Raw genomic sequence first — 21,676 nt, 5'->3', positions numbered from 1 at the left:
ACGCAGAGCCTCTAGGGGGCGTCGTCAACGTCCCGTCTGGGCCGCGACGCCTGGCACGCACGCTCGCGACGTTGTCGGTCGTCAGCGCAGCCCTCCCCCAGGCCCTGCGGGCGGGAGGTACCCTCCCCCAGGCCCTGCGGGCTGGGAGGTACCCCCGGCGCTCTCCTCCCTCCGCCTTGCGACCGCACGCACCAGACTCCCCCAGCTACCGCTGGGAGGTACCCCCGGCAGCCCCCGGCCTGGCGGCCGGACGACGCTACGTTGACGACACCCCCTAGCCTGACGACCATGGCCTCTGCCCCTACCCCTCCGCCCCAGCCCGCCGCCACCGACGTCTGGCTTCCCGTCCCGCCCTCGGAGATCGACGGGCTGCCCTCCTCCCTCACGTACCACTTCTGGGACGGCGGCCCCGACTTCCCCGCAGACCCCGCCAACTGCGGCTTCTACGTCGTCCCCTACATGAAGGGGGCCGCGGTCTCCGTACGGCCGCTCGAACACATGACCCGGCTGCGGGTCGTGCAGACGCTGACGGCAGGCATCGACCACGTGTCCCCGGCGATCCCGCGCCTCCCCGCCGGGACCCGCCTCTGCAACGCCCGCGGCGTCCACGACGCCAGTACGGCGGAACTGGCACTCGCCCTCACCCTCGCCTCGCTGCGGCACATCCCCGAGTTCGTACGGGCGCAGGAGACGGGCAACTGGCATCCGGGCATGTACGAGGCGCTCGCGGACAAGTCCGTGCTGATCGTGGGCTACGGAGCGATCGGCTCGGCCGTCGAGGACCGTCTGCTCCCCTTCGAGGTGGCCGAGGTGACCCGTGTCGCGCGCAGCGCGCGTACCACCCCGCGCGGTTCCGTACACCCGCTCGCGAGCCTTCCCGGACTGCTGCCCCACGCCGACGTCGTGATCCTGTGCACCCCGCTCACGGAGGACACCCGCGGCCTCGTCGGGGCCGACTTCCTGGGCCGGATGAAGGACGGATCGCTGCTGGTCAACGTCGCGCGCGGCGGTGTCGTCGACACCAAGGCGCTGCTCGCCGAACTGGAGTCGGGGCGCCTGCTGGCCGCCCTGGACGTCACGGATCCGGAGCCACTGCCCGAAGATCATCCGCTCTGGCGGGCACCCAATACGTTGATCACTCCGCACGTCGGCGGACCCACTTCCGCCTTCCTCCCGCGTGCCAAAAAGCTGCTGCGTGCGCAGTTGAGGCGCTGGGCGGCCGGTGAAGAGCTTGAGCACACGGTGGCCGTAGCGGAGTGACAGGAAGGCCCCCGAAGCCGCGAGAGGCCACTCTACGGATGCGTATGACTCCTCCCTGTGCCCACAACACCCCTTGTCGTCACGGAACGTATCGGCACTATGTCCCTGAGTGACGGATCTGGTGTATCGTCCCGATCGGGGGGCGAACCCGGACACGAGGGGGGCGACGGGCGAATGCACGGCCATTGGACGAACCGGCGGATGGGGCGGGCGGTCTCCCGGCCGCGCCATCCACAGGACGGCGGTCGCTGCCGCCGTCTCAGGAAGTACGAGAAGAAGCCGCCGTCCGAACGGGCGGCGCGATGAGCGCACACGGCGCGGCCCCGGAGCAGGGCCGGTACTGGACGCCGCCCCGGTCACCCCGGCCCCGTGACGGAGCCGGGAGGACGGGCGTGCTGCCCCAACTGGTGCTGTCCGCCGTCTGCGCCGCGTACGCGGTGGGCGCCGCCACCGGCTGGGGATCCGAGCGAGTGGCCCTCATCATGGGGGACTTCGGGCTGAGCGCCGCCGGGCTGCTCGCCTCCGCATCCTGTTTCTGGTACGCGTACAAGCACTCCACCCCGTTCCGGCCGGCCTGGCTGCTGTTCGGGTTCTCCTCGCTGATGGCCGGGCTCGGCAACGGCATCTGGGGCTGGTACGAGATCGTGCTCAACCAGCCGGTGCCGCGCCCCTCCGTCGCCGACTACTGCTTCCTGCTCTTCGCGCCACCCGCCATCATCGGTTTACTGGTTCTGGCCAAGCGGCCCGTCACCCGTGCCGGATGGATCTGCCTGGGCCTGGACGCCTGGCTCATCGGGGGCTCGCTGATCACGCTCTCGTGGTCGCTCGCGCTGGCCCACACCGCCTACTGGCAGGGCGCCTCCGTGGCCAGAGCCGCGCTGAGCCTCGCGTATCCCCTGCTGGACATCGCGCTGGTGAGCATGGTGCTGGTGCTGCACTTCAAGCGCTCCTCCGCACACCGCTCCGCGGTCAACACGGCCATCGGCGCCCTGGCGCTGACAGTGCTGTGCGACGCGCTGTTCACCTCGCCGCTGCTGCGCGAGCACTACAGCTCGGGGCAGTTCCTGGACGCGGGCTGGTTCGCGGGCTCGCTGCTCCTCGCCTACGCGCCCTGGGTTGCCAGGCGGGACGCCGGGCCGTGGGGCCCGGCCGAGCCGCCCGCCGCGAGCGCGGGCCCCGCGGTCACCGGACGTGCTGATCCGGCCGCGGCCTCGCGCGAGGCCGCCGTCCGGGCCGCCAGCCGCCCGATCGCCGGTTCACTGGCCGCGCTCACCCCGTATCTGGCCGCCGCCGTCTGCACACTGGGGATCCTCTACAACTCCCTGGACGGCCGCGAGATCGACCGCGTGGTGCTCTTCACCGGCTGCACCGTCGTGCTCGTCCTGGTCGTCCGGCAGGGGATCATGCTGCTGGACAACATCACCCTCACCCAGGAACTGGCCCAGAAGGAGAACCACTTCAGGTCCCTGGTGCAGGGCTCCAGCGACGTCATCATGATCGCGTCGTCCACGGGCGTGCTGCGCTACGTCTCCCCGGCCGCCGCCGGGGTCTACGGCAGGGACGGCGACGAACTGGTCGGCTCCGAGCTGTCCTCCCTCATCCACCCTGAGGACCTGGGGCGAGTCCTGCACGAACTGCGGCGCTTCCTGGCCGCCAAGCCCAAGGAGGAGTGCTCCACCCGCATCGAGTGCCGCTTCCGGCACGGCGCGGGCCACTGGCTCAACATCGAGTCCACGGTCAACCGCTATCAGGGCGGCCTCATCTTCAACAGCCGGGACGTGACCGAACGGGTCCGTCTCCAGGCCCAGTTGCAGCACAACGCCTCGCACGACTCCCTGACCGACCTGCCCAACCGCGCCCTGTTCACCGAGCGCGTGCGCAAGGCGCTCTCGGGGCGGCGCGGCGGGGACAGCGAGGCGGCCGTCCTGTTCATCGATCTCGACGGCTTCAAGGCGGTGAACGACACGGCAGGGCATCAGGCGGGCGACGAGCTGCTGATCCAGGCCGCCCGCCGCCTCCAGGAGTCGGTACGCGCGGGCGACACCGCGGCCCGCCTGGGAGGTGATGAATTCGCCGTGCTCATCCTCGGCGACAGCGACCCCAGCAAACACGCGGGGGCCGAACGCGAACTGCGCATCCAGGAGATCGCGGACCGCCTCCGCATCACCCTCTCCGAGCCGTACCGCGTCGAGGGCGACACCGAGGTGAAGGTGGCCGCCTCCATCGGCATCGCCTTCGCCGAGCCCGGCATCTCACCGGCCGCCCTGATGCGCAACGCCGATCTGGCGATGTACCGCGCCAAGCAGGCCGGGAAGGCGCGGGTCGAGCTGTACGCGCCGCAGATGCGGAACGAGACCGACGCGGCCGTCAAGCGCTCCGAGCTGGGCACGAGGCTGCGCGGCGCGATGCACGACGGCGAGTTCGCGTTACTTCACCAGCCCGTCGTGGAGCTGTCCAGCGGCAAGGTCAGCGCCGTCGCGGCGCAGCCACGCTGGCGCTCGGCGCAGGGCATCCTCTTCACGCCCGCCGAGTTCCTCCGCACGGAGGGCGGAGCCGGTGGAGCCGCCGGGCCCGGTGGGGCCAGTGGGGCAGCCGCGAAGGACGGGCAGGGCGACCGCGCGGCCGAGGTGTGCCGCTGGCTGCTGGAGGAGGCCGTCGAGCAGGCGGCGGCCAGGCAGCAGGCCGGGTTCGGCGCGCCCGTGACCGTCAGGCTGCCCGCGCGGCGGCTCACCGACCGCTCGCTGCGCCTCAACCACATCGAGGCGCTGCTGTCCCGGCACGCGCTGCCGCCGGGGACGCTGATACTGGAACTGTCCGAGAGCGATCCACGCCTCCCGCTGGACGAGCTGGAGATGCGGCTCACCGCGCTGCGGCGCATGGGCGTGGTGCTGGCCCTGGACGGCTTCGGGAGCGGCTCCCTCGCCATCTCGGCGCTGCGGCGGCTGCCCGTGGACATCCTGCGGCTGGACCGGGGCATGGTCGACGGCGTCGTGGAGTCCCCCCGTCAGCGCAAGATCACGGCGGGGCTGCTGCGGATAGCGGGAGACCTGGGCCTCACCTCCGTGGCCGAGGGCGTCGATCTGCCGGAGCAGGTCACGACGCTGCGCGAGATGGGCTGTACGCACGGTCTGGGCGCGGTCTTCTCGGGTCCGCTGGACGAGCACCGGCTGCGGCGGGCGCTCGCGCGAGGGGCCTACCCGGTGCCGGACGACGCCGCGTACACGGGGCGCTCCGTGCCGTCCGCCGCGCCCGTGGGGGCGGGGGCGGGGGCTGCGGGGGCGGGGAAGGGGGTTCCGGTCCAGGGCGGCTCCGGCTCCGGTTCCGGTGGCCCGGGTTCCGGCCAGGGCGGCCCGGGGCCCGGCCAGCGGGTGCCCGCGCAGGCGTGCACCGGTGAGGATCGCAAGGGAGGGCGCTCGATGGTGGTCGCCGGGGCCCTCCCCGTACGTCACAAGGAGGGGCGCGAGACGCTGCCGCCGTGGGTCGCCGCGGCGGACGCGAGGGAGGGACCGGATCCGGTCACGGGGCATCCGCCGATGCGCTCGAATGCTGAGACGCCTGTCCCACCCACTTGACACTCATGGCTTGACGGGGAGAGGGTCAGTGCCATGCGCACCCGAATTCTCGTACTTGGAAAGCGCGTCGGCTGACCGGAATCGCCACGATTCCGCGACCACCAGCGGCGCGCTCCCCTCGCTTGCCTCACGGCACGGGGGGTTTTTTGTTGCACCAGCACCCTCGCGGGGCCTCCGTCGGCCCCACCGCAGACCGCGTCAAAATCGCCCGAACAGCACACATCGAGCGTCAACCCTCACTCTCCGGGAAGAGAAGACGATGACCGAGCAGGCCACCGGGGCCCCCAAGCCGCAGCCGCGGGCCCGTAACGGCGGGCAGCAGCAGCCCGCCACCAACGAGCAGATGACGGGCGCGCAGTCCCTCATCCGTTCCCTTGAGGAGGTCGGCGCCGACACCGTATTCGGTCTTCCCGGCGGGTGCATCCTCCCGGCCTACGACCCGATGATGGACTCCGCCAGGGTCCGCCACGTGCTGGTGCGGCACGAGCAGGGCGCCGGGCACGCGGCCACGGGTTACGCGCAGGCCACCGGCAAGGTCGGAGTCTGCATGGCCACCTCGGGCCCGGGTGCGACGAACCTGGTGACCCCGCTCGCCGACGCGCACATGGACTCGGTGCCCATGGTCGCGATCACGGGACAGGTCGCGTCGGCCGCCATCGGCACCGACGCCTTCCAGGAAGCCGACATCTGCGGCATCTCGATGCCCGTCACCAAGCACAACTTCCTGGTCCGCGACGCCGACGACATCCCGCGCACCATCGCCGAGGCGTTCCACATCGCCTCGACGGGCCGTCCGGGCCCCGTCCTCGTCGACATCGCCAAGGACGCGCTCCAGGGCAGGACGACCTTCAGCTGGCCGCCGGCCACGGACCTGCCCGGCTACCGCCCGGTCACCAAGCCGCACGCCAAGCAGATCCGCGAGGCCGCGAAGCTGATCACCGAGGCCAAGCGTCCGGTGCTGTACGTCGGCGGCGGCGTCATGAAGGCGGGCGCGACGGGCGAACTGAAGGTCCTGGCCGAGCTGACCGGAGCCCCGGTGACCACCACCCTGATGGGCCTGGGTTCCTTCCCTGACAGCCACCCGCAGCACCTGGGCATGCCCGGCATGCACGGCTCCGTCGCCGCGGTCACCTCGCTCCAGAAGGCCGACCTGATCGTCGCCCTGGGCGCCCGCTTCGACGACCGCGTCACCGGCAAGCTGGACTCCTTCGCCCCGTACGCCAAGATCGTGCACGCCGACATCGACCCCGCCGAGATCGGCAAGAACCGCGCGGCCGACGTGCCGATCGTCGGCGACGCGCGCGAGGTCCTCGCCGATCTGATCGTCGCGGTCCACGCCGAGCACGACGAGGGGCACCGCGGCGACTACGCCGACTGGTGGCAGCAGCTCGACCGCTGGCGCGCGACCTACCCGCTGGGCTACGACCTGCCCGAGGACGGCTCGCTCTCCCCGCAGCAGGTCATCCAGCGCATCGGGCAGCTCGCGCCGGAGGACACGATCTACACGGCGGGCGTCGGCCAGCACCAGATGTGGGCCGCGCACTTCATCGACTACGAGAAGCCCGCCACCTGGCTGAATTCCGGCGGTCTCGGCACCATGGGCTACGCGGTCCCCGCAGCCCTGGGCGCCAAGGTCGGCCAGCCGGAGCGCACGGTCTGGGCGATCGACGGCGACGGCTGCTTCCAGATGACCAACCAGGAGCTGGTCACCGCGGCCCTCAACAACGTCCCGATCAAGGTCGCCATCATCAACAACGGCGCCCTGGGCATGGTCCGCCAGTGGCAGACCCTCTTCTACAACCAGCGCTACTCCAACACCAAGCTCCACGACGGCGAGGACGGCCAGCCCAGCAAGGGCACCCGCGTCCCCGACTTCGTGAAGCTGGCGGAGGCCATGGGCTGCGTCGGCATCCGCTGCGAGGACCCGGACCAGCTCGACGCGGTCATCGAGAAGGCGAACGCCATCAACGACCGTCCCGTCGTGGTCGACTTCATCGTCCACGAGGACGCGATGGTCTGGCCGATGGTCGCGGCCGGCACCTCCAACGACGAGGTCATGGCGGCCCGAGGCGTCCGCCCGGACTTCGGCGACGGCGAAGACGACTGACGGCGAAGACCGGAGAAATCGGAGAATCAGGAAGATGTCCAAGCACACGCTCTCCGTCCTGGTGGAGAACACCCCCGGCATCCTCGCCCGGATCGCCGCGCTCTTCTCCCGCCGCGGTTTCAACATCGACTCGCTCGCGGTCGGTGTCACCGAGCACCCCGACATCTCGCGCATCACCATCGTGGTGAACGTCGAGGACCTGCCGCTGGAGCAGGTGACCAAGCAGCTCAACAAGCTGGTCAACGTGCTCAAGATCGTCGAGCTGGAGCAGTCCTCCGCCGTCCAGCGCGAACTCGTTCTGGTGAAGGTCAGGGCCGACAACGAGACCCGCTCCCAGATCGTCGAGATCGTCCAGCTCTTCCGCGCCAAGACCGTGGATGTGTCCCCGGAAGCCGTCACCGTCGAGGCCACCGGCAGCAGCGACAAGCTCGACGCCATGCTCAAGATGCTGGAGCCGTACGGCATCAAGGAGCTGGTCCAGTCAGGAACCATCGCCATAGGGCGCGGCTCCCGCTCCATCACCGACCGGAGCCTGCGCGCCCTGGACCGTTCGGCCTGACCCCGAGGAGGCCGCCGGCGGCGCATTCGCACCCCCGCGCCGTCCGTATGGCGAACCCCGGACCTTCCGCACCGCCCGGCCGTCATAGGTTGGGCAGCACAACCCCGTATACAAGGAGATTCCCGAAGTGGCCGAGCTGTTCTACGACGACGATGCCGACCTGTCCATCATCCAGGACCGCAAGGTCGCGGTTCTCGGATACGGCAGCCAGGGCCACGCCCACGCGCTGTCGCTGCGCGACTCGGGCGTCGACGTCCGGGTGGGCCTGCACGAGGGCTCCAAGTCCCGCGCGAAGGCCGAGGAGCAGGGCCTCAAGGTGACCACGCCAGCCGAGGCGGTCAAGGAAGCCACCGTGATCATGGTCCTGGTCCCGGACCCGATCCAGGCCAAGGTCTACGAGGAGTCCATCGCCCCGCACCTCAAGGACGGCGACGCGCTCTTCTTCGGCCACGGCCTCAACATCCGCTTCGGCTTCATCAAGCCCCCGGCCAGCGTCGACGTGTGCATGGTCGCGCCCAAGGGCCCGGGCCACCTGGTGCGCCGCCAGTACGAGGAGGGCCGCGGCGTGCCGTGCATCGCGGCCGTCGAGCAGGACGCCACGGGCAAGGCGTTCGAGCTGGCGCTGTCCTACGCCAAGGGCATCGGCGGCACCCGTGCGGGCGTCATCAAGACCACCTTCACCGAGGAGACCGAGACCGACCTCTTCGGGGAGCAGGCCGTGCTCTGCGGCGGCACCTCGGCGCTGGTCAAGGCCGGGTTCGAGACCCTGGTCGAGGCGGGCTACCAGCCGGAGATCGCGTACTTCGAGTGCCTCCACGAGCTGAAGCTGATCGTGGACCTCATGTACGAGGGCGGCCTGGAGAAGATGCGCTGGTCCATCTCGGAGACCGCCGAGTGGGGCGACTACGTCAGCGGCCCGCGCATCATCAACGAGGGCACCAAGGCCGAGATGAAGAAGATCCTCGGCGAGATCCAGGACGGCACCTTCGCCAACAACTGGATGGCCGAGTACAACGCCGGTCTGCCGAAGTACAACGAGCTGAAGAAGGCCGACGAGGACCACCTGCTGGAGACCACGGGCAAGAAGCTCCGCAAGCTGATGAGCTGGGTCGACGAGGAGGCGTGAGCCACGGGTCGTGAGCCTCGCGCCTCCGGCAGGGTGAGTCTGCCGGGTCCTCCGGCACGGTGATCCCGGGCCGGGCCGCGGGCGCGCCTTCCGCCGGGACACGTTCCCGGGCGGGAGGGGCGCGCGCGGCCCGGCCGCCGGTGCGTCCGGCGCCGGACGGCAGGGGCGGCCGGAGGCCACGCGAGGGGCCCGGCGCGGCTGCGCGCAAGGGTTCACAGGTGTCGTCGGGCGTGCGTATGTGCGCCCCCTGTGACGGGGAGATCGATTCGGCGGAGGGGCCGACCGCACGCACCTTCCCTATATACACTGCACAGCACAAGCAGCGCGTTCACAGGCTCACAGCGTCGTGCGTCTGCCCTGCGCCCGCGGGGATGACCCCCTCCACCGTCTAGGACGGCCGTCGGGACTCGGCCGCCCAGCCCCGCCGCGGCGGGGACGATCCGCCAGGACTGGAGACCACGTGAGCAAGCCCGTAGTACTGATCGCCGAAGAACTCTCGCCCGCCACCGTCGACGCGCTCGGCCCGGACTTCGAGATCCGGCACTGCAACGGCGCCGACAGGACGGAGCTGCTCTCCGCCATCGCCGATGTCGACGCCATCCTGGTGCGCTCCGCCACCAAGGTCGACGCCGAGGCCATCGCCGCGGCGCGGAAGCTCAAGGTCGTCGCCCGCGCGGGCGTCGGCCTCGACAACGTGGACGTGCCCGCCGCCACCAAGGCGGGCGTCATGGTGGTCAACGCCCCCACCTCCAACATCGTCACCGCCGCCGAGCTGGCCTGCGGCCTGATCATCGCCACCGCGCGCAACATCCCGCAGGCGAACACGGCGCTCAAGAACGGCGAGTGGAAGCGCAGCAAGTACACGGGCGTCGAGCTGAGCGAGAAGACCCTCGGCGTCGTCGGCCTCGGCCGCATCGGCGTGCTGGTGGCCCAGCGGATGTCGGCGTTCGGCATGAACGTCGTCGCCTACGACCCCTTCGTGCAGCCCGCGCGCGCCGCGCAGATGGGCGTCAAGCTGCTGTCCCTGGACGATCTGCTGGAGGTCTCGGACTTCATCACCGTCCACCTCCCCAAGACCCCCGAGACCCTCGGTCTCATCGGCGACGAGGCGCTGCACAAGGTCAAGCCGAGCGTCCGCGTCGTCAACGCCGCGCGCGGCGGGATCGTCGACGAGGCGGCGCTGGCCTCCGCGCTCAAGGAGGGCCGGGTCGCGGGCGCCGGTCTCGACGTGTACGCGAGCGAGCCCTGCACCGACTCCCCGCTCTTCGAGTACGACCAGGTCGTGTGCACCCCGCACCTGGGCGCCTCGACGGGCGAGGCGCAGGAGAAGGCGGGCATCTCCGTCGCCAAGTCCGTGCGGCTGGCGCTGGCGGGCGAGCTGGTCCCGGACGCGGTCAACGTCCAGGGCGGCGTCATCGCCGAGGACGTGCGGCCCGGTCTGCCACTGGCCGAGAAGCTGGGCCGTATCTTCACCGCGCTGGCGGGCGAGGTCGCCGTCCGGCTGGACGTCGAGGTCTACGGCGAGATCACCCAGCACGACGTCAAGGTGCTGGAACTGTCCGCGCTCAAGGGTGTCTTCGAGGACGTCGTGGACGAGACGGTGTCCTACGTCAACGCCCCGCTGTTCGCGCAGGAGCGCGGCGTCGAGGTCCGCCTCACCACCTCCAGCGAGTCGACGGAGCACCGCAACGTGGTGACGGTGCGCGGCACCCTCTCCGGCGGCGAGGAGATCTCGGTCTCGGGCACCCTGGCGGGCCCGAAGCACCAGCAGAAGCTCGTCGCCGTGGGCGACCACGACATCGATCTGGCCCTCGCTGACCACATGGCCTTCTTCAGCTACGGCGACCGTCCCGGCGTCGTCGGCACCGTCGGCCGCATCCTGGGCGAGGCGGGCATCAACATCGCGGGCATGCAGGTCTCGCGCGCCACGGCGGGCGGCGAGGCGCTGGTCGCGCTCACCGTGGACGACACGATTCCGGCCGCCGTCCTCACCGAGATCAAGGGCGAGGTCGGCGCGACGTCGGCGCGCAGCGTCAACCTCCAGGACTGACGCGCGCGGCCTCCGGGCCGTCGATACGCGGCATGGCACGGGGCGCCGTCCCTCACTCGGGGGCGGCGCCCCGGCGTATGCGGAACCGGAACCGGAAGCGGAACCGGAGCCAGAACGGGGGGGGCCGGTCCGGCCGACTCGCGGCTCAGCCGCCGCCGAGCGTGCTGATCAGCTCGCGGTACGCGGCGAACGCGGGCTTGGGCGCGTAGTCGTCGGTGAGCAGGCCGAAGCGGTGGAACAGTCCCGTCCGCGCGCTGTCGGCGTCGCGCAGCGCGAAGTGGGTGTAGCCGCTGAGCCGCAGCTCCCGCGCGTGCGCCGCGACCGCGCCGACCACCGTGCGGACCACCTCCGCCTGGCGTTCCGCGGAGCGCTCGGGGCCCGTCGGCCAGCCGTGCTCGGTGATGTGCGGCAGCCTCGCGACCGCGCCCGGGTCCGGGGTCCGAGCCGCGCAGCCGCCCGGCGGCGCTCTGGCGGGCCGGGGGAGCCCGTGGTTTCCTCTGCTGCGGCTACCGGCGCGTAGGTGCGGCGGTCCGCCCGGCGCGGAACCCGCCCGTCCGTCATGTCCGTCACGTAGCCGCGTCCGTGTCACTTCCCGACCAGGAGGCCCGCGTTGGGCGAGCACCGACCCACCCGCAGAAGTGTCTTAAGGACCGTCGGAGGCATCTCGACGGCGATGGCCCTCGCCGGAGGCGGCGTCGTCGCGTCCGCTTCGGGCGCCGCCGCGGCGCCGAAGGCTCCGACGGCCGACGACGGCTTCGGGCTGCGCATCGTCGACCGCAACGAGAGCGACCCCCGCATGTGGTACTACCGGTTCGCGACCGACGCGGTCGAGTGGGACCCGGGCGTCAACGTCCTGCTCCCCGACGGCTACCACACCAGCGGACGCACGTACCCCGTCCTCTATCTGTTCCACGGCGGCGGCACCGACCAGGACTTCATCACCTTCGACCGGCTCGGCATCCGCGCCTGGACCGAGGGCAAGCCGCTCATCGTCGTGATGCCCGACGGCGGGCACGCGGGCTGGTACTCCAACCCCGTCAACTCGTTCACCGGGCCACGGAACTGGGAGACCTTCCACATCAACCAGTTGCTCCCGTGGGTCGAGGCGAACTTCCGCGCCTACGCGGAGTACGACGGTCGCGCCGTCTCCGGGTTCTCGATGGGCGGCTTCGGCGCGCTGAAGTACGCGGCCAAGTACTACGGCCACTTCGCCTCGGTGAGCGCGCACTCGGGACCCGCCAGCCTGCGCCGCGACTCGGGGCTGGTCGTCCACTGGGCCAACGCGACCTCGGCGGCGCTGGACCTGGGCGGCGGCACGGTCTACGGGGCCCCGTTCTGGGACGAGACCAGGGTCAGCGCCGACAACCCGGTCGAGCGCATCGAGAGCTACCGCAACAAGCGGGTCTTCCTCGTCGCGGGCACCAGCCCTGACCCCGTCAACTGGTTCGACACGGTCAACGAGACCCAGGTCCTCGCGGGCCAGCGGGAGTTCCGGGCCCGCCTCGGCGACGTCGGCATCCCGCACGAGTGGTACGAGGAGCCGGGCGGGCACTTCGTCCGCGAGCACCTGTTCCGGCGCGACCTCGACGGGATCATCGCGCGGCTCCGCCCGGCGTAGCACCCGTAACGCCCGTGGCGCCGCGTTCGCGTACCCGATCCGTCCTCACATCCGCGCCGCCTTCAGCGCCATGTGCAGCAGCAGCCGGTGCTCGCCGTCGTCCAGGTCGAGGCCCGTGAGCTGTTCGACGCGCGAGAGGCGGTAGTAGAGGGTCTGCCGGTGGATGCCGAGCGCCGCGGCCGTGCGTCCCGCCTGGCCCGCGCAGTCGAGGTACACCTCGGCTGTGCGGGCCATCTCGCGGTGCGCGGGCCGCAGCAGTTCGCGTACGGCGGGGTCCGGGACGCCGCCCGGGGGCAGCGCGGTGAGCAGCCGGTACGGGCCGATCGACGCCCACTCGGCCGGCGCGCCCAGCGAGGGCTCGGCGTGTGCGGCGCGCGCCGCGGCCACGGCCTCCCGCCATGCGGCGGGCAGTTGGGCGAGCCCGGTGCGGGACGCGCTGATCCCGGCGCTCGCGCCCGTCGCACCCGTCGTGCCCGCCCCGCCCCCGCCCCCCGGGTGCGAGCGCAGCAGCCGTTGTGCCGCCGTGCGGGCCGGGCCCAGGCCGTCGGAGGAGCGCAGCCGCACGAGCACGGCGAGCGCGGATGTGCCGGAGCCGTCCCCGCCGCCCCCGCCCGCTTCGCCCTCGCCCGCACCGGGGCCGCTCGCGGCGTTCCGGGGCGCCGCGTCGCCGCCCGCTCCTTCGGCACCGCCCACGGCCCCGTTCGCGGGCCCGCCCCCGCCGCCCCCGCCGCTCCCGTCAGGGCGCGCCACGGGCACCACGCACTGCGCCGCCACGTTCGGCATCCCGGCCGTGCCGCCGGGCACCGCCGACGGCGCCGCGCCCGCGCCCTCGCCCCCGGCCGCCCCGGAGCCGCCCCCGCCCCCGCCCCCGCCCGGCGCCCAGGGCGTGACCGCCACCATCGCCATCGGCCCCTGCGCGCCCTGCCCCAGCACGCGGCGCAGCTCGGCGACGGTCTCGTCACGGCGCCCCGAAGCCGCGGGCCCCGTCAGCAGGGCCCGCAGCAGCTCGCCCGTGCGGGCGCCCGCGCGTGCCTCGGCCGCCAGCAGCGCGCCGATGCGCGAGGCCGACTCCATGGCGGCGGCCAGCCGCGGGCCCGCGAGGTCGAGGGCGCCGTCGTCGAGCAGCCAGATGTAGCCGTACGCCACCCCGCCGCTGCGCGCCGGGAGGCAGACGCGGCCGTGCACCACACCGGCGGCGGGCTCGGGCGGGATGCGGACGGGGCCCGTCGCGCGGGTGATGCCGAAGCTCTCGAACCAGGCGCGCACCTCGGCCGTGGAGCGGCGCTGGAGGATCGTGCGGGTGCGGACCGTGTCCAGGGTCAGGTCCGGGCTCTCGCCGTCGCTCTCGTGGGCGCCGAAGGCGATCAGCCCGAAGTCGCGCCCCTCCAGCGTGGCGGGGGTGCCCAGCAGCGTGGACACCTCGTCGATGAGCGCCTGGTAGTCCTCGCGCATGTGTCCCCGTCGCCCTCTCGTGTCCCGCTCTGCTCCACCGTCACGGTCCATTCTCGTACAGCCTCATACAGATGTCTGAGATCCGGGCCACGGAAGCGTGACAGGTGTCGATGGTCCCGCGAGGGCGCGATCCTTATGTTCTGGGTGGCTTCCCTGCCGTTGAAAAGATCATTTGTGGAGGTGCCCGTGCTGGGTCCCGTGCTTCTCGCCGCCGCGCGCAGCGACAGCATCCGTCGCGTCGTCTCGGCCGCGCCGGTCACCCGTCCCGTCGTGGACCGTTACGTGGCGGGCGAGCGGCTCGACCAGTGCCTCGAATCCGTGCGGTCGCTGGCCGGCCACGGCATGGAGGTCACCCTCGACCACCTGGGCGAGGACATCACGGACCGGTCCGAGGCGCTCCGCAACCGCGACGCCTATCTCGCCCTCGCCGACTCCCTCGCGGGCGAGGGCCTGGGGCCGCGCGCGGAGATGTCCGTGAAGCTGTCGGCCTTCGGGCAGGCGCTCCCCGGCGGCGACGACCTCGCGTACGCGAACGTCCTGCCCGTCGTCGAGGCCGCGGCCGCCGCGGGCACGACGGTCACCCTGGACATGGAGGACCACACCACCGTGGACTCCACCCTCGCGATCCTCGCGAAGCTGCGCGAGCGCTTCCCGCAGACCGGCGCCGTCGTGCAGTCGTACCTCTTCAGGACCGAGGACGACTGCCACGCGCTGGCCGGTGAGGGCTCGCGGGTGCGCCTGGTGAAGGGTGCGTACAAGGAGCCCGCCGAGGTCGCCTTCCAGGACAAGCGCGAGGTGGACAGGGCGTACGTCCGCTGCCTCAAGATCCTGATGGCGGGCGACGGCTACCCCATGATCGGCTCGCACGACCCCCGGATGGTCGCCATCGGGCAGGAGCTGGCACGGCGCTTCGGCCGCAAGCCCGACGAGTACGAGTTCCAGATGCTGTACGGCATCCGCGCCGCCGAGCAGGAGCGGCTGGTGGCGGAGGGTCACCGTATGCGCGTTTACATCCCATACGGGACAGACTGGTACGGGTACTTCATGCGCCGTCTCGCCGAGCGCCCGGCCAACCTCGCGTTCTTCCTGCGCTCACTGGCCACCCGCGGCTGAACCCGGGGCCGCGCGCCCGGGGCCGCTGGCGCTCAGGCGGCACAGCGCCGGCACAGACCCTGAAACCTGAGATACCTGACAGTTCGCACGAGTGAAGGAGGCACGGCAGTCATGGACGCTGTGACCCAGGTTCCCGCCCCGTACAACGAGCCGGTCCACACCTACGCGCCCGGCAGCGCCGAGCGTGCCCGCCTTGAGCAGCAGCTCAAGGAGCTGGCCGAGAACCCGATCGACCTGCCGATGACCATCAACGGCGAGAAGCGCATGGGCGGCGGCGAGCGCGTGGACGTCGTGCAGCCGCACAACCACAAGGCCGTCATCGGCAGCTACCGCAACGCCACCCGCCAGGACGCGCAGGACGCGATCGACGCGGCCCTGGCCGCGGCCCCGGCCTGGCGCGCGCTGTCCTTCGACGACCGCGCCGCGATCATCCTCAAGGCCGCCGAGCTGCTGTCCGGGCCCTGGCGCGAGAAGATCGCCGCGTCCACCATGCTCGGCCAGTCCAAGACCGCGCAGCAGGCCGAGATCGACGCGCCCTGCGAGCTGATCGACTTCTGGCGCTTCAACGTCCACTTCGGCCGCGAGATCCTCAACGAGCAGCCGCTCATCCAGCCCAAGGGCGTGTGGAACCGCATGGACCACCGCCCGCTGGAGGGCTTCGTCTACGCGATCACGCCGTTCAACTTCACCGCCATCGCGGGCAACCTCCCCACGGCCCCGGCCCTCATGGGCAACGTCGTGGTCTGGAAGCCCTCCCCGACGCAGACCCACTCCGCGATCCTCCTCATGGAGCTGCTGGAGGAGGCGGGCATGCCCAAGGGCGTCATCAACCTGGTGACGGGCGACGGCAAGGAGGTCTCCGAGGTCGCGCTGCCGCACCCGGAGCTGGCGGGCATCCACTTCACCGGCTCGACGGCCACCTTCCAGCACCTGTGGCAGCAGGTCGGCAACAACATCTCGGGCTACCGCTCGTACCCGAGGATCGTCGGCGAGACCGGCGGCAAGGACTTCATCGTCGCCCACTCCAGCGCCGACCGGGCGATCCTGAAGACCGCCGTCACGCGCGGCGCCTTCGAGTACCAGGGCCAGAAGTGCTCCGCCGCCTCCCGCGCGTACATCCCGCGCTCCATCTGGGAGGACGGCTTCAAGGAGGAGCTGGCCCAGGAGGCCGACGGGCTCACCATGGGGGACGTCACCGACCTGTCCAACTTCATGGGCGCCGTGATCGACGACCGCGCGTTCGCCAAGAACAAGGCCGCGATCGACCGCGCGAAGGAGGACCCGACCTGCGAGATCGTCGCGGGCGGCACCTACGACGACTCGGTCGGCTACTTCGTCCGCCCGACGGTCATCGCCTGCTCCGACCCGGAGAACGAGGTCTTCAAGACCGAGTACTTCGGCCCGGTCATCGCCGTCCACGTCTACGAGGACGCCGAGTTCGACGCCATGCTGGAGCAGATGGAGTCCGCCTCCGCCTACGCGCTGACCGGCGCCGTCCTGGCCCAGGACCGCGCGGTCCTGGCCGCGGCCTCTGAGAAGCTGCGCTTCGCGGCGGGCAACTTCTATCTGAACGACCGGCCGACGGGCTCGATCGTCGGCCAGCAGCCCTTCGGCGGCGCCCGCGCCTCGGGCACCAACGACAAGGCGGGCTCGAAGTTCAACCTGCTGCGCTGGTCCTCCCCGCGCGCCATCAAGGAGACCCAGGTGGCCCCGACGGACTACCGCTACCCGCACATGGGCTGAGGTCCCAGGACCTCAAGCCCCCGTGGTCCCGGCGGCCCCTCGCACGGACCGCCGGGACCACGGGCGTACGGGTCGCGCCGGGTCCGGCGTACGGCACCGGTGTACGGCACCCGTGTACGGCACCCGTGTACGGGTCACCACCGGTCGCGGTGGATGACCTCGCCCAGGGGACGGCGGCTCACGGGGCCGAACCTGCCCTTGGGCCAGCCCACCGGGACGACGCCGAAGGTGTGGACGTCCTTCGGGATGCCCAGCGCCTCCTTCCACTCCCGCTCCAGGAACAGGTGCCAGACGGTCAGCGTGGCCCCCAGACCCATGCCGCGCGCCGCGAGCAGCAGGTTCTGCACCCCGGGGTAGACGCTGGACGCCTCCGCGATCGAGCCGAAGACGTTGCCCCGCAGCAGCCGCGCCGTCGCGCCCGCGCCGAGCGCGTCCTTCATCGCGCGCAGCCCCTCGGCGCTGCCCTTGTCCTGGAGGTAGCGGTAGCAGGGCATGATCAGCGCGGGGGTCTCGGCGAAGTGGTCGCGCTGGTACTCGATGGCGGCGACCATGCGCCGGTAGGCGTCCGCGTCCATGGTGGGCGGGGTGGCCTTGCCCGCCGAGCCGAGGTACGCGTCCACGCACCGCTTCCACAGCGGGGCGAGGCGCGCCATCACCTCCCGGTCGGTCACCACGAGGTAGTGGAACTGCTGGAGGTTCGAGCCGCTCGGCGCCCACACGGCGGCCTGGACGAGCCGCTCCAGCATCTCCTCCGGCACGGGATCGGGCTTGAGCCGCCGCATCGCGCGCATCGTGGACATGGTCTCGAAGAGCGGAGGCCCGGATCCGGGCACCGGCTCCGTGGCGTGGTCAGTGGCCTGGTCGTCTGTCATGGCCGCGCAGTCTAGGACCGTCGGATGCAGTCCAGAACGGTCAGATGACGTGGCGGCAGCCCCTGTTACCGTCCTGACATGCCGATTCGCGCCGTCCTGTGGGACGTTGACGACACCCTCTTCGACTACACGAACTCGGACCGTGCCGCCGCCCTGCGGCACATCGAGACCGAGGGGCTGCTGGAGCGGTACGGCTCGGCCGAGGAGGCGCTGACGCGCTGGGCGGCGGTGATGGAGGAGCAGTTCGGGCGCTTCGTCGCGGGCGAACTGGGCTTCAAGGAGCACCGCAGGGAGCGGGCGCGGGCTTTCCTCGGCACTCCGCTCACCGATGCCGAGGCCGACGCCTGGTTCGCGCGCTACGTGACGCTCTACGAGGAGGCGTGGGCCCTCTTCCCCGACGCCCTCCCGGCGCTCGACGCGCTCACCCCCGGCTACCGGCACGGCGTCCTGTCCAACGCGGCCACCACGATCCAGGAGCGCAAGCTGCGCACCCTCGGCATCCGCGACCGGCTGGAGCTGCTGCTGTGCGCCGACCGCGTCGGCCACGCCAAGCCCGCGCCCGAGGCGTTCCTCGCGGCCTGCGAGGCGCTGCGGCTGCCGCCGGGGGAGGTCGCGTACGTCGGCGACCGCGCCGACATCGACGCACTCGCCGCCGAGGCCGCGGGCCTGCGGGGCGTCTGGCTGGACCGCACGGGCCCTGAACCCGCCCCCGCCCCCGCCCCCGCGTCCGATCCCGAAGCGGAGGGGGCCGCACCGGGTGCCGTCGCGCCGTCGCTGCGGATCACGACGCTGGCGGAGCTTCCCGCCCTGCTCACGGGCCTTTCCCGGGCGTCCTGACGCCTTCGCCGCGAGGCTCCCGGGGGCCGGGGGAGGGCGGCGTCCGGGGTGGCGTTCGTCTCAGATAGTAGGAAGGCCAACTAATTGGCGAGACATCACGGCTCATGGCTTCTACCTTTGTAGGAGCCGAACGTCTCGCTTCATCAGCGAATGGCGGGTGAGGCTTGGTGCCCCGAGGCAGGTGACCCCTGCCGCACCTGATGCCCCCGCCCCTTCCGGCGCGTTGAGTCCCTTCTTCGTCCATGTGTGCAGAAGGAGTTGCCGATCATGAACGCGACCACTCGCCGCCGCGCCCGCCACGCCGCCGCCGTCCGTACGGACGGCCAGGACGCCGACCGCAAGAACGCCGCCGCCGCGCTCCAGCGCGCGCTCGACCGCCGCGACAACGGCGGCGCGACGGGCCACTGACCTCCACTTTCCCGCCGCGCCCCGTCCCGTCCGTCCCGCACGCGCCGACCCGCGAGTGCCGAGGGCTCACTGAGCCCGGCGCGTCACCCTGAAGTGGTCGACGCGCTCGCCCGACTCGGCCAGGGCCGTGACGTCCAGCGACGGCGGACGCCCCGAAGCACCCGGGTCGGACTCGACGGCGAGGAACGAGAAGCCGGTGTAGCGCACCCGCGACCACTCGACGCGGTCCGGGTCCGGGACCCGGCTCTCGGTCCAGTGGAAGGTGCGCACGCTGTCGCGGTCGTCCACGTGCCCCTCGTAGCTGTCCGGCACGGGGAAGTCGTAGAGCTTCTTGCCCGCGCCGCCCGCCGTCACATACACCGTCCCGTCCCTGGTGGGATCGGTGGTTTCGCCGACCGGCAGCTTCCTGGTGGGCTCGCCGCCCCGCACGGGGTCGGTGCGCTCGTAGACGTGGTTGTGGCCGTTGACGACGAGATCCACCTCGTGCTTCTCGAAGAGGCCGACCCACGCGTCGCGGACGCCGCCGTCCGAGGCGTGGGTGCTCGTCGAGTACGCGCAGTGGTGGAAGAAGACCACGATGAAGTCCACCGCGTCCGAGGCCCGCAGCTCCTTGAGGCGCCGGGCCAGCCAGCGGGTCTGGGCGCCGTCCGTGTAGCCCTTGTTGGCGGGGATCTCGTAGGAGACGTCGTTGGCGTCCAGCGCGATCACGCCGACGTTGCCGTAGACGAACGAGTAGACCCCCGGCGCGTTCCTGGCGTCCGGCCCGTTCTCCGGCAGGGACCAGCGCGCCGACTGGCCGCCGTACCCGTTCGGCGAGTACCACGCCTCCATGTCGTGGTTGCCGGTCGTCACCATCCACGGCACCCGCGCGGCCACCGACTCGGTCTGCGCGAGGAACTGGTCCCACACCCGTGCGTCGTAGTGGTCGGACTCCTTGCCGTGGCCCGAGTCGTCGGCGTAGCAGATGTCGCCCGCGTGCAGATGGAAGGACGGGTTCTGGCCGAGGATCAACTGGTCGTTGGCGAGCGCGTCGTAGCTGACGCCCTGGTCGCCGAAGGCCGTGAAGACGAACTTCTCGCCGGAGCCGGCCGGGGCCGTGGTGAAGGAGCCGATCGTGGCGAGCCGGTCGGCCGCCGTCGGGTCGAAGCCGTCGTGTCCGACGCCGTAGTAGTACGTGGTGCCGGGCCGCAGCCCGTCCAGCGCCGCGTGCAGATAGAGCTGGTCGACCTCGGGCAGCTCCTTGGACAGCGACGGGGTGTGCAGCGCGCGCACCTCGGCCTCGATCTTCTTGCCGAGGTCCCACGGTGCGCGCCCGACCCGCAGATAGGGGCGCTTGACCGCGAAGGGCACCTGCCACGAGACGCGCATCTGGGTCTTCGGGTCGGCCCCGAAGGCGAGATGGCGGCCGAAGGGCGCGACGAGCGAGCCGTCCACCCGCACCGGACTGGCCACGAGCGTGGGCGAGAGCTGCTGCCCGCCCGGTGCGCCCGAGCCCAGCGCGGAGTCGCCCGCCGTGACCAGTCCGGCGCCGCCGAGCGCGCCCGCCGTCACGATGCCGCCGCCGCGCAGGACGCCGCGCCGGGACACGGCGCTCCGCTTCGCGCCGCGCGACAGCTTGCCGCGCAGGTATTCGTGCTGCTCGGCCATGCTCATCCGCTCGGCGAGCCGTGCCGGAACTCCCATGTTCGGTAGATCGCGCGCTGAGGTCATGTGCTCCAAATTCCCAGCGGGTAACAACTCGCGGTAGACCCTGGGACGTACACACGGTGAACGACACCCGACTGCCACGGTGAGAGCCCACGGGGAGAAGCCACGGTGGGAGCCCGAGCGCAAGCCCACCGAGCGCGTCCGCGATGTGGACGGGTTGTGTCATCCCATGGGACGGGGAGTAGGGTCCCCCCATGTCTCGCAGCATCAGCCTCGCAGTGATCCCCGGTGACGGAATCGGCAAGGAGGTCGTGGCCCAGGGTCTCAAGGTCCTGTCCGCCGTCCTTCCGCAGGACGTGAAGCTGGAGACCAAGCAGTACGATCTCGGCGCCCAGCGCTGGCACGCGACGGGGGAGACCCTCCCGGACGCCGAGCTGGAGCAGCTCAAGGAGCACGACGCGATCCTGCTGGGCGCGATCGGCGACCCGAGCGTTCCCTCCGGTGTGCTGGAGCGCGGGCTCCTGCTGAAGCTGCGCTTCGCCTTCGACCACTACGTGAACCTCCGCCCCTCGAAGCTGTTCCCGAACACGGAGAGCCCGCTCGCGGGCCGCCCGGACATCGACTTCGTCGTCGTCCGCGAGGGCACCGAGGGCCCGTACGTGGGCAACGGCGGCAGCATCCGCACCGGCACCCCCGCCGAGGTCGCCAACGAGGTCAGCGTGAACACCGCGTACGGCGTCGAGCGCGTCGTGCGGGACGCCTACGAGCGGGCCAACGCACGCACCCGCAAGAAGCTGACCCTCGTGCACAAGAACAACGTGCTCGTGCACGCGGGCCACCTCTGGAAGAACCTCTTCGACAAGATCGGCGAGGAGTACCCCGAGGTCACCACCGACTACCTCCACGTCGACGCCGCGACGATCTTCCTCGTCACCGACCCGGCCCGCTTCGACGTGATCGTCACCGACAACCTCTTCGGCGACATCCTCACCGACCTCGCCGCCGCCGTCAGCGGCGGCATCGGCCTGGCCGCCTCCGGGAACGTGAACCCGACCGGTGAGTTCCCCTCCATGTTCGAGCCCGTCCACGGCTCGGCGCCCGACATCGCGGGCACCGGCAAGGCCGACCCCACGGCGACGGTCCTCTCCGTCGCCCTGCTGCTGCGGCACCTCGGCTTCGAGGCCGAGGCCGCCCGTATCGAGGACGCCGTCACGGCCGACCTCTCCGAGCGCGCGGACTCCCGTACGACGGACGAGATCGGCGACGCGCTCGCGGTACGAGTAGCGCAGTAGCCCCGGCTGTCACACCACAG

Annotated in this window: 15 protein-coding genes and 1 pseudogene; 12 read left to right on the top strand and 4 right to left on the bottom strand. The window is 71.6% G+C overall.

Annotated elements, in window-relative coordinates; translation table 11 throughout:
• Nucleotides 1-288 precede the first annotated feature (288 nt).
• The 6 genes from ACYVOO_RS17440 (at nucleotide 289) to serA (ending at nucleotide 10,674) form a co-directional block, all read left to right on the top strand.
• Nucleotides 289-1,260: a 2-hydroxyacid dehydrogenase gene (locus tag ACYVOO_RS17440; protein WP_461016552.1), complete on the top strand. Its 972-nt coding sequence runs from the start codon at nucleotides 289-291 to the stop codon at nucleotides 1,258-1,260.
• Between the two features lie 302 nt (nucleotides 1,261-1,562).
• Nucleotides 1,563-4,832 carry a putative bifunctional diguanylate cyclase/phosphodiesterase gene (locus tag ACYVOO_RS17435; RefSeq protein WP_461016551.1) on the top strand — a complete coding sequence of 1,090 codons (3,270 nt, stop codon included), beginning with the start codon at nucleotides 1,563-1,565 and terminating at the stop codon, nucleotides 4,830-4,832.
• 259 nt (nucleotides 4,833-5,091) lie between these two features.
• Nucleotides 5,092-6,939, top strand: coding sequence for an acetolactate synthase large subunit (locus tag ACYVOO_RS17430; RefSeq protein ID WP_461016550.1), 1,848 nt, complete (start codon nucleotides 5,092-5,094; stop codon nucleotides 6,937-6,939).
• Nucleotides 6,940-6,973: 34 nt separating this feature from the next.
• On the top strand, nucleotides 6,974-7,498 hold the full coding sequence (gene ilvN, locus ACYVOO_RS17425; protein WP_453351052.1) for an acetolactate synthase small subunit: 525 nt from the start codon (nucleotides 6,974-6,976) through the stop codon (nucleotides 7,496-7,498).
• Nucleotides 7,499-7,625: 127 nt separating this feature from the next.
• Entirely contained in the window at nucleotides 7,626-8,624 is a 999-nt protein-coding gene (gene ilvC / locus ACYVOO_RS17420) for a ketol-acid reductoisomerase (RefSeq protein WP_461016549.1), read from the top strand.
• Between the two features lie 460 nt (nucleotides 8,625-9,084).
• A complete protein-coding gene (gene serA, locus ACYVOO_RS17415) occupies nucleotides 9,085-10,674 on the top strand; it encodes a phosphoglycerate dehydrogenase (protein WP_461016548.1) in 1,590 nt (529 codons plus the stop codon).
• A 145-nt stretch (nucleotides 10,675-10,819) separates the two neighbouring features.
• On the opposite strand, the pseudogene ACYVOO_RS17410 reads toward serA, so the two are convergent.
• Nucleotides 10,820-11,086: pseudogene (locus tag ACYVOO_RS17410) on the bottom strand (hypothetical protein); the annotation flags it as partial.
• A 198-nt stretch (nucleotides 11,087-11,284) separates the two neighbouring features.
• Between ACYVOO_RS17410 and ACYVOO_RS17405 the strand changes: the two are divergent.
• Complete coding sequence (locus tag ACYVOO_RS17405) at nucleotides 11,285-12,292, top strand: alpha/beta hydrolase (RefSeq protein ID WP_461016547.1); 1,008 nt, start codon at nucleotides 11,285-11,287, stop codon at nucleotides 12,290-12,292.
• A 45-nt stretch (nucleotides 12,293-12,337) separates the two neighbouring features.
• Here ACYVOO_RS17405 and ACYVOO_RS17400 read toward each other — a convergent pair whose 3' ends face one another.
• Complete coding sequence (locus ACYVOO_RS17400) at nucleotides 12,338-13,744, bottom strand: PucR family transcriptional regulator (RefSeq protein WP_461016546.1); 1,407 nt, start codon at nucleotides 13,742-13,744, stop codon at nucleotides 12,338-12,340.
• 186 nt (nucleotides 13,745-13,930) lie between these two features.
• Between ACYVOO_RS17400 and ACYVOO_RS17395 the strand changes: the two genes are divergently transcribed.
• Together ACYVOO_RS17395 and pruA are read left to right on the top strand one after the other, a co-directional pair.
• Nucleotides 13,931-14,857: a proline dehydrogenase family protein gene (locus ACYVOO_RS17395; RefSeq protein ID WP_461016545.1), complete on the top strand. Its 927-nt coding sequence runs from the start codon at nucleotides 13,931-13,933 to the stop codon at nucleotides 14,855-14,857.
• A gap of 111 nt (nucleotides 14,858-14,968) precedes the next feature.
• On the top strand, nucleotides 14,969-16,600 hold the full coding sequence (gene pruA / locus ACYVOO_RS17390) for an L-glutamate gamma-semialdehyde dehydrogenase (protein WP_461016544.1): 1,632 nt from the start codon (nucleotides 14,969-14,971) through the stop codon (nucleotides 16,598-16,600).
• Between the two features lie 134 nt (nucleotides 16,601-16,734).
• Here the strand turns inward: pruA and ACYVOO_RS17385 are convergent, their stop codons facing one another.
• Nucleotides 16,735-17,472: a nitroreductase family protein gene (locus ACYVOO_RS17385; RefSeq protein WP_461016543.1), complete on the bottom strand. Its 738-nt coding sequence runs from the start codon at nucleotides 17,470-17,472 to the stop codon at nucleotides 16,735-16,737.
• 78 nt (nucleotides 17,473-17,550) lie between these two features.
• Between ACYVOO_RS17385 and ACYVOO_RS17380 the strand changes: the two genes are divergently transcribed.
• Both ACYVOO_RS17380 and ACYVOO_RS17375 read left to right on the top strand, forming a co-directional pair.
• Nucleotides 17,551-18,309: an HAD family hydrolase gene (locus ACYVOO_RS17380; protein WP_461016542.1), complete on the top strand. Its 759-nt coding sequence runs from the start codon at nucleotides 17,551-17,553 to the stop codon at nucleotides 18,307-18,309.
• A gap of 267 nt (nucleotides 18,310-18,576) precedes the next feature.
• Entirely contained in the window at nucleotides 18,577-18,717 is a 141-nt protein-coding gene (locus tag ACYVOO_RS17375) for a hypothetical protein (RefSeq protein ID WP_453349154.1), read from the top strand.
• A 66-nt stretch (nucleotides 18,718-18,783) separates the two neighbouring features.
• Here ACYVOO_RS17375 and ACYVOO_RS17370 read toward each other — a convergent pair whose 3' ends face one another.
• Nucleotides 18,784-20,400: a purple acid phosphatase family protein gene (locus tag ACYVOO_RS17370; protein ID WP_461016541.1), complete on the bottom strand. Its 1,617-nt coding sequence runs from the start codon at nucleotides 20,398-20,400 to the stop codon at nucleotides 18,784-18,786.
• Nucleotides 20,401-20,618: 218 nt separating this feature from the next.
• Between ACYVOO_RS17370 and ACYVOO_RS17365 the strand changes: the two genes are divergently transcribed.
• Nucleotides 20,619-21,656 carry a 3-isopropylmalate dehydrogenase gene (locus ACYVOO_RS17365; RefSeq protein WP_453349156.1) on the top strand — a complete coding sequence of 346 codons (1,038 nt, stop codon included), beginning with the start codon at nucleotides 20,619-20,621 and terminating at the stop codon, nucleotides 21,654-21,656.
• The last annotated feature ends 20 nt before the right edge of the window (nucleotides 21,657-21,676 follow it).

This window comes from Streptomyces daliensis (assembly GCF_054782395.1).
The sequence above is the reverse complement of the archived record's forward strand: the minus strand, read 5'-3'. Positions and strand labels throughout refer to the sequence as shown.

Excerpts from the sequence above, each read along its gene's own strand:
- ACYVOO_RS17435 (WP_461016551.1), top strand. The coding sequence starts at position 1,563 with ATGAGCGCACACGGCGCGGCCCCGGAGCAGGGCCGGTACTGGACGCCG.
- ACYVOO_RS17365 (WP_453349156.1), top strand. The coding sequence starts at position 20,619 with ATGTCTCGCAGCATCAGCCTCGCAGTGATCCCCGGTGACGGAATCGGC.
- ACYVOO_RS17385 (WP_461016543.1), bottom strand. The coding sequence starts at position 17,472 with ATGACAGACGACCAGGCCACTGACCACGCCACGGAGCCGGTGCCCGGA.
- ACYVOO_RS17370 (WP_461016541.1), bottom strand. The coding sequence starts at position 20,400 with ATGGGAGTTCCGGCACGGCTCGCCGAGCGGATGAGCATGGCCGAGCAG.
- ACYVOO_RS17440 (WP_461016552.1), top strand. The coding sequence starts at position 289 with ATGGCCTCTGCCCCTACCCCTCCGCCCCAGCCCGCCGCCACCGACGTC.
- ilvN (WP_453351052.1), top strand. The coding sequence starts at position 6,974 with ATGTCCAAGCACACGCTCTCCGTCCTGGTGGAGAACACCCCCGGCATC.
- ACYVOO_RS17380 (WP_461016542.1), top strand. The coding sequence starts at position 17,551 with ATGCCGATTCGCGCCGTCCTGTGGGACGTTGACGACACCCTCTTCGAC.
- pruA (WP_461016544.1), top strand. The coding sequence starts at position 14,969 with ATGGACGCTGTGACCCAGGTTCCCGCCCCGTACAACGAGCCGGTCCAC.
- ACYVOO_RS17430 (WP_461016550.1), top strand. The coding sequence starts at position 5,092 with ATGACCGAGCAGGCCACCGGGGCCCCCAAGCCGCAGCCGCGGGCCCGT.
- ACYVOO_RS17375 (WP_453349154.1), top strand. The coding sequence starts at position 18,577 with ATGAACGCGACCACTCGCCGCCGCGCCCGCCACGCCGCCGCCGTCCGT.
- ACYVOO_RS17400 (WP_461016546.1), bottom strand. The coding sequence starts at position 13,744 with ATGCGCGAGGACTACCAGGCGCTCATCGACGAGGTGTCCACGCTGCTG.